The sequence below is a fragment of the Exiguobacterium sp. AB2 genome, assembly GCF_000696055.1.
Lineage (GTDB): Bacteria > Bacillota > Bacilli > Exiguobacteriales > Exiguobacteriaceae > Exiguobacterium > Exiguobacterium alkaliphilum.
On record NZ_JNAA01000108.1, the window covers coordinates 190,966 to 198,359 of the forward strand.

Below are 7,394 nucleotides of genomic sequence, written 5' to 3' on the forward strand. Positions count from 1 at the left end.
AGTCTAACATCAGTCATCTGTCGTTTTTTCGTTCTCCGCTTTTAAACGAAGGACTTCACGTTCGGCCCAATTCGACGGCTCCCGTTCGAACACGCTCGGGATGTTGTTCCATCGCCCCCCCGTGTACTGGTGGATGATGATTTGGGACTGGATGCGTTCTTGACCCGGCTCCTGTTTGATATAGACATAACTGCCGTCGGCGCGTTGGCTCCGGGCTTTGACGTTATCGACGAGTTGGAGCGCCAGCATATCTTTGATGTACGATTTATGGCCTGAGTCAAGAATCGGGAATAAAATCTCGATGCGCTTCTTCATGTTGCGCGTCATCCAATCTGCCGATGAGCAATATAAGTCTTCTTTCCCGTTCTGATAAAAATAGAAGATGCGAGAATGCTCAAGGTAGCGGTCGATGATGGAGATGACCCGGATGTTCTCGGAGATGCCTTTGATACCGGGACGAAGGCAGCAAATCCCGCGGATGATCAAGTCAATCTTCACACCGGCTTGCGAGGCATCATAAAGCTTCATGATGATCGCCTTGTCTGTGATTGAGTTCATCTTAGCGACGATACGTCCGTTCCCATACTTCTCATGTAGTTTGATCTCATCCTCGATTTTCTGTAAAAAGAAATCGAGCATATCATCTGGGGACGTCTCGAACTTGTGCCATGATGGGCGTTCTCCGTATCCAGATAGCCAGTTGAAGAAGTTCGTCGCGTCCTCGGCGAGCTCTTCGTTCGTCGTCAATAAGCCGATGTCGGTGTAGAGTTTCGCCGTCGAATCGTTATAGTTGCCGGTACCGAGGTGGACGAACCGTTGCAAGACCCCACCTTCAAGAATGCGGACGACGAGCGTGATCTTCGAGTGTGTCTTCAACTCTTTATAGCCATAGATGACGTGGGCCCCCGCTTTCTCGAGCTGTTTTGCCCATTGGATGTTCTTCTCCTCATCGAACCGGGCCTTGAGTTCGACGAGGACGGTCACCTGCTTCCCGCTCTCGGCCGCATCGGTCAACGCCTTGATGATGGGCGAGTCGCCGGAGACGCGATAGAGCGTCTGTTTGATGGCCAAGACGTTCGGGTCTTTCGCGGCCTGGGCGATGAAACGGACGACCGGGTCGAACGAATGATACGGATGATGCAGCAAATAGTCTTGTTTCAACAGGCTTTGGAACAAGTCTTTGCCGGACTCAAGCCCTTCTGGGATGAACGGAATCAACGTCTCGTTAATCATGTCGTCATATTCGGTCCCGATTTTATTGTAGACGCCGAACAAGAACGTCATATCGATTGGACCGTCTACGATGAAGATATCGCGGTCGTGTAAATCGAGCACATCCTGAAGCATGAACAACAGCTCTTTACTGAGCGAGCGCTGTTGCACTTCAAGTCGGATCGCGACCCCATACCGGCGCTTCTTTAGCTCTTTCTCGATTTGTTTAAGCACGTCACGACTGCCTTCTTCGTGGAACGGCATATCGGCGTTCCGCGTGATTCGAAACGGCATCGTCGATTCGACCTCATAGCCTTTAAACAACGAATCGACAAATTGGATGATGATATCCTCGAGCAAGATGAGGTCGGCATGGTCTTCGTCTTCGGTCGGTAGTTCGAGATAGCGTGGCAAGACGGCCGGCACTTGGACGAGGGCGAGCCGTTTCTTGCCCTCCTCTTTAGACGCGATCTCGACGGCGATGTTGAGTGATTTCGACAGCAGCATCGGGAACGGACGATACGCATCGACGGCAATCGGGGTGAGGACCGGGAAGACGTGGGTCCGGAAATATTGTTTGATGAAATCGAGTTGTGTCTTGTTCAAATGTTTTGGGCGCAAGAAACGGACGTCCTCGCTCGCGAGTTGTTTCGTCACTTTCTTGTACGTCGCATATTGTAGTTCGACGAGTTCCTGCGCTTTAATCGAAATCGCCTTAATCTGCTGCTTCGGTGTCAGTCCAGCCTTGTCTTCCGGTCGGTTGAAACCGGCGAGCACTTCGTCCTTCAAACCGCCGAATCGCACCATATAAAACTCATCGAGGTTCGACGAGAAGATGCCGAGAAACTTGAGCCGCTCCATGAGCGGGTTGCGGTCATCAATTGCTTCTTGGAGCACGCGTTCGTTGAAGCTGAGCCAACTCAGCTCACGGTTGTTGAAATGTTCAGGTGTATAAATGGTCATGATGTCCCTCTCTCTTCTACACGTAGTTCGATGGCCTGGTCGATGGCGCGTTCGAGGTGTTTCTTATGTCGAACCCCGCGTTGCAGTTCAAAGCGGGCGGTGTCAGTCGTTTGTAAGTGGAAGACGAGCCCGTCCTCATTTGTCGAGACATCGAGATGGTCGATGATTTGCCGCTCCGTCAAGTCGAGGGCGTCGACGAGTTTGACGATTGAGCCGAGCAGTTCAAGGCTTTTCAACATCTTCGAATCAAACCATTCGGGAAAGCCTTCGATATGTTGGTCGAGCAGTCGTCGCGATTTGTACGACGAGACGAGGGCGAGGGCGAGACGATCCTCGTTATTGAGCCCTTTGAAGTCGTTCGTTGTAATCAAATGGAACGTATGGTCGCTCTTGTTGTTGTGGTCGATGTATTCACCAACGTAGGCAAGGCGGCAAGCGCCTTCTAACAGTCCAGGCTCATACGGTTTCGGTTTGATTGCTTTCGTCTCAATCAATCCGGTATAGATTTGGCGGGCCAAATGGATGAGGTGGCGGTGACGCTCCGGATTGACATCATATTGTTGCTCGAAATGCCGGAAGCTTTCCTCTTTCACATCGGCAAACCGGACCTCATCGTTCGCCTTCAAATAATATTCGTAGAACAGGCCTTCGCGAAGACCGTTATTGCTCATCGTGAACTCGGGTACTTTCAAATAGCGGGCGAGTTCACCGATCGCCGTCACGGCAGGGGCGATGATATCGACCCGGTCTTTCGATAGGCCATCGAGCCGCCCGAGTTGCATACTCGATTGGCCGACGAGTTCATCGACGACTTCCTCGAGCCGATCGGCATCGATCGTGTACTGATGAATCCCTTCAAGCGGAAAGTGAGATAGCGACTGTTCGACCCGGACCAAGTTTCGCGCCGTCCCGCCGACACCGACGAGTGGGACGCCGTGCGGTTCGAGCCAGTCGAGATCTTTAAATGATTTTTTTAAGAAGGAGATGAGTTGCTTCCGCTCCTCTTTCGTCATCACTTCACCTTTCATGAAGTCGTTCGTGAGCGTAACGGCACCGAACGGGAAACTGTGATAGAAGACGAGCTCCCGGTCTTTGAAGTATGTCACTTCCATCGAACCGCCCCCGATGTCGACCGAGTACCCGTCCTCGATATACGTCGAGTTGACGATGGCCGAATAGCCATAGAACGCTTCCTCATAATCGCTCAACAACCGAATCTCCATTCCGGTCGCTTGACGGACTTCGGCTAAAATCGCATCGGAGTTACTTGCGTTTCGAATCGCGGCAGTTGCCACAGGTAGCGTCTCCAAAACCTCGTGGTGGTCGTTCAAGCTGATAAAATGTTGTAACGTCTCAATCAACGAGCTAATTCCTTCAGCGGAAAGTTCATTGTCTTCGGTGATGTGGCTCGAGAGGCGAGCGACTTCCTTCACGTTCAGACGTTCAAAATACTGACCGTGACCGTTCACCTCAAAGATGACGTTTCGAATCGAGTTCGACCCGATGTCAATGACTGCTATTTTTTTTTCACGGTGCATCCCCCTCTTTGCGTTACTTTCAGTTTACACCGAATTGATTGTAAACTCATCTTGATTTCAATAGGACGGACCCGTATCGTTCTACGTTATTTTTCTCAAACTTGAAGCAATCCGAAATGTTCTGTATAATACAGACGCCAAGAAGTAGAAATGATTACGATTTAATTAATGAGAGAAGGTTAACGATTATGACGACATCTGTCGTGAAACTAAATCACGTGTCCTATTACTATGATGGCACGGCCGCGCTCCGAGACGTTTCCATCGAGATTGAGCAAGGGGACTTCGTTGCCATCGTCGGCGAGAATGGGTCGGGTAAATCGACGCTCATCCGGTCGATTTTAGGATTGTTGACGCCCCAAAGCGGTTCGGTCGAACTGTTCGGTCGACCCCAATCCCAGTTTAAAGATAAGTCCCGTATCAGTTACGTTTCCCAAAAAGCAGCCTCGTTTAACTCGGGCTTTCCGGTGACGGTCGAAGAAGTTGTCGCCATGGGGCGGTATGGGAGAATCGGCCTGTTTAAACGATTGAATATGGAAGATCAGGCCGCGATTCAAAACGCTCTCGAGACCGTCAATATGTGGCAATATCGAGACCGTAAAATCGGGAGTCTGTCAGGTGGTCAACAACAGCGTGTGTTCATCGCCCGTGCCATTGTCAATCAACCGGATTTGTTGATTCTCGATGAGCCGACGGTCGGTGTCGACCAAAAACATTTGCGCGATTTTTACGAGGTGCTTCACTTGTTGCGTGAGCATACGTCGTGCACGTTCATCCTCGTCACTCATGATTTGAACGTCGTGACCGATCTCGTCACGAAAGTCGTCCATCTCGATCGGGGCCGGCTGGCGTGTAACTGCGGTTTGAAAGAATATAGCGAACTGAGTGAGTTGACGGCCATCAAGCCGTATCCCGTCAAATTGCTCGTTCATGAAGGTTCCTCATGATCTCGGATTTACTCACGTATGGGTTTTTACGTTATGCGTTCATCGCGGCAGTCGTCATCGGGTTTACGGCCCCGCTCATCGGCTCGTTTGTCGTCGTTCGGCGGATGAGCTTGATTGCTGATGCTTTGTCGCACGTGACGCTCGCCGGGATTTCCTTCAGTCTGTTCCTCGGGCAATACGTGTTATTGTTCTCGGACTTGAATCCGCTCTATCTTGGGACGCTCGTCTCGGTGCTGGCGGCACTCGGGCTCGATTGGCTCCGTAACAAATACGTCCACTTCCAGGAGCTGTCCATCCCGATCATGATGTCGGCTGGGATGGGGTTGAGCGCGATTTTCATCTCGCTCTCTCGCGGCTTTTCGGTCGATTTGTCGACGCTGTTGTTCGGCTCGATTTCAGCGGTCAGTCCGTCTGACATCGTCTTGATTGTCGGTGTGGCGGTCATCACGGTCGTCGTCATCACCGTGTTTTATAAACAACTGTTGTTCTTATCGTTCGATGAGGAGCAGGCGAAAGTGTCGGGATTGCCGAGCACGCTGTTGCATCTCGTGTTCATGTTCGTCGTCGCCCTCGTCATCGCGGTCAGTATGCGAATCGTCGGGACGTTGCTCGTCTCGAGCTTGATCACGCTTCCGGTTGCGGCTGCGCTCCGGTTCACGAAGAGTTTCAAACAGACGATTGTATGGGCCATCATCTTCGGTGAAGTGGCCACAATCGGAGGGCTCGTCCTCGCCTATGAACTTGATGTGGCACCCGGTGGCGTGATTGTCCTTTTGGCCGTGGGTATTTTAGCTGTCGTCATGGGACTTGAAAAGATTGGGTCGTTGCGGAAGAAGGAGGCTACGTATGAATGAGACAGAACAACTGAATCGATTGCAATCCTCATCGTTGAAAGTGACGCCGAAGCGGGTTGAGATGTATGCGTACTTGGCTCAGGAGGAACGTTACGTCAGCGCCAAAGACGTGTTGGACTATATGCGCGCGAAGCACCCGACGATGAGTTTTGACACGGTATATCGCAACTTGAAGTCGTTCGCCGAAGAAGGGCTTCTTGAGGCGACTGAATTAAGCGGAGAGAAGGCGTTTCGAGTCACATGTAGCGCCGGTCATCACCATCACCATTTGATTTGCCGTGGGTGCGGCAAGACGAAACTGCTCGACCTCTGTCCGATGCGTTACGTCGAGGCGCTCGACCCGGACTTCGAAGTGATTGATCATAAGTTCGAGATTTATGGGTATTGTAAACAGTGTAAGGCCTTAAGGGATTGACGACGTCAATCCTTTTTTTGCTACATCGTGAAGGGGGAGCGAGAGATGATTTATACGGCAAACGAGATTAAACGAGCGGATGCGAACGCCAAGCAGCAAGGTATGCCTGAGACCGTGTTGATGGAGCGCGCGGCTTCAGCCGTGGCGCATCGACTTCAGCTTCCGGATGAGGCGTCTGTGCTCGTCGTATGCGGGACTGGAAACAACGGCGGCGACGGTTGGGTGGTGGCGCGTGAACTGGCACAGCGCGGACATGACGTCTTCGTCTGGTCGCCTCTTGGTGCGCCGAAAACAGACGCTACCTCGATGCATGCGGCATACGCCGAGCAGTACGTCACAATCGTTGACACGCCGCCATCGACCGACTGGATTGTGGACGCTTTATATGGGATTGGGTTGAGCGGCGCTGTTACTGGAAAGGGTCGCGACGTCATTTCGTGGCTGATGAGCCAACCTACAAACATCGTCTCGATCGATGTGCCGTCCGGCGTCCCAAGTGACACCGCACACGATTTCGATGGCCACGCCGTAACCGCGACGATGACGTACACGTTGCATGGGTTCAAGCGTTCGGCTTTCTTGCCGAAGACGGCACCGTATTACGGGGAAGTGGAGCGGGTCGATATCGGTTTGCCGCATACGTCAAGTTGGCGCGTCTTGACCGAAGCCGACTTTGATGACAGTCTGTTGACGCGGGAACGGTTCAGCCATAAGACGACGTATGGGCGCGGACTATTGATTGGCGGAAGCGAGCATTTGATTGGCGCGCCGTTTTTAGCGGGAAGGGCGGCACTGCGAACCGGAATCGGTTTGCTCGAGATGATTGTGCCAGAGCAGGCATCACCGCTTAAGGCCGGTCTTCCGGAAGCGATGTATACGAGCGCAGACGCCATCGCAAATAAAGACGTGGACGCGATTGCGATTGGTCCCGGCATGGTCGAGGGCGAAACGCTCGTTCGTATATGGGAATCCGTTCGTAAAAAAACGATGCCTTTAGTCGTGGACGCCGGCGCGCTATCACACGCACATCTCGACGCTGCCGGAACTTTGATTCTGACCCCGCACCCTGGAGAGCTCGCGCGGATGACGGGGCAGACGGTCGAGGAGATTGAGGCGGACCGTTTCGGAGTGGCACGTGCGTTCGCGATGCGGCACGGTGTCCACTTGATTTTAAAAGGGACGCACACCCTCATCGTCACACCTGAAGGGCCGGGCGCCGTCAATACGGTCGAAGCGTCGGCCCTCGCCAAAGGTGGGAGCGGGGACGTCCTGACAGGGATGCTCCTTGCCATGTGGGCCAGGTGCCGACGCATCGAGACTCCACACAATCCGAATGAGCAAGCGGTGCTCTGGCATGCCCTCGCAGCGAAAAAAATGAGTGAATCGATGCATCCGGCGAGCGTGCTCGCGAGCGATGTCGTCGAGGCGATTGGGCGCATACAAAAAGAGGAATCCTGAGATTCCT

6 protein-coding genes are annotated in these 7,394 nt (G+C 52.7%); 4 read left to right on the forward strand and 2 right to left on the reverse strand.

Translation table 11 applies throughout. The features are described from left to right. Positions 1 to 9 precede the first annotated feature (9 nt). Complete coding sequence (locus DI14_RS13625; RefSeq protein ID WP_034809475.1) at positions 10 to 2,175, reverse strand: RNA degradosome polyphosphate kinase; 2,166 nt, start codon at positions 2,173 to 2,175, stop codon at positions 10 to 12. After that, a complete protein-coding gene (locus DI14_RS13630) occupies positions 2,172 to 3,713 on the reverse strand; it encodes a Ppx/GppA family phosphatase (RefSeq protein WP_034809478.1) in 1,542 nt (513 codons plus the stop codon). The genes DI14_RS13625 and DI14_RS13630 overlap by 4 nt, the downstream gene beginning before the upstream one ends. 188 nt (positions 3,714 to 3,901) lie before the next feature. On the opposite strand from DI14_RS13630, the gene DI14_RS13635 reads away from it, so the two are divergent. The 4 genes from DI14_RS13635 to DI14_RS13650 are packed head-to-tail and all read left to right on the forward strand — an operon-like array spanning position 3,902 to position 7,387. Continuing rightward, positions 3,902 to 4,660, forward strand: coding sequence for a metal ABC transporter ATP-binding protein (locus DI14_RS13635; protein WP_051622732.1), 759 nt, complete (start codon positions 3,902 to 3,904; stop codon positions 4,658 to 4,660). Beyond that, positions 4,657 to 5,514, forward strand: coding sequence for a metal ABC transporter permease (locus DI14_RS13640; protein WP_034809480.1), 858 nt, complete (start codon positions 4,657 to 4,659; stop codon positions 5,512 to 5,514). The genes DI14_RS13635 and DI14_RS13640 overlap by 4 nt, the downstream gene beginning before the upstream one ends. Next, complete coding sequence (locus tag DI14_RS13645; protein WP_034809482.1) at positions 5,507 to 5,929, forward strand: Fur family transcriptional regulator; 423 nt, start codon at positions 5,507 to 5,509, stop codon at positions 5,927 to 5,929. Before DI14_RS13640 ends, DI14_RS13645 begins: the two co-directional genes overlap by 8 nt. Before the next feature lie 45 nt (positions 5,930 to 5,974). Next, on the forward strand, positions 5,975 to 7,387 hold the full coding sequence (locus DI14_RS13650; protein WP_034809484.1) for a bifunctional ADP-dependent NAD(P)H-hydrate dehydratase/NAD(P)H-hydrate epimerase: 1,413 nt from the start codon (positions 5,975 to 5,977) through the stop codon (positions 7,385 to 7,387). The last annotated feature ends 7 nt before the right edge of the window (positions 7,388 to 7,394 follow it).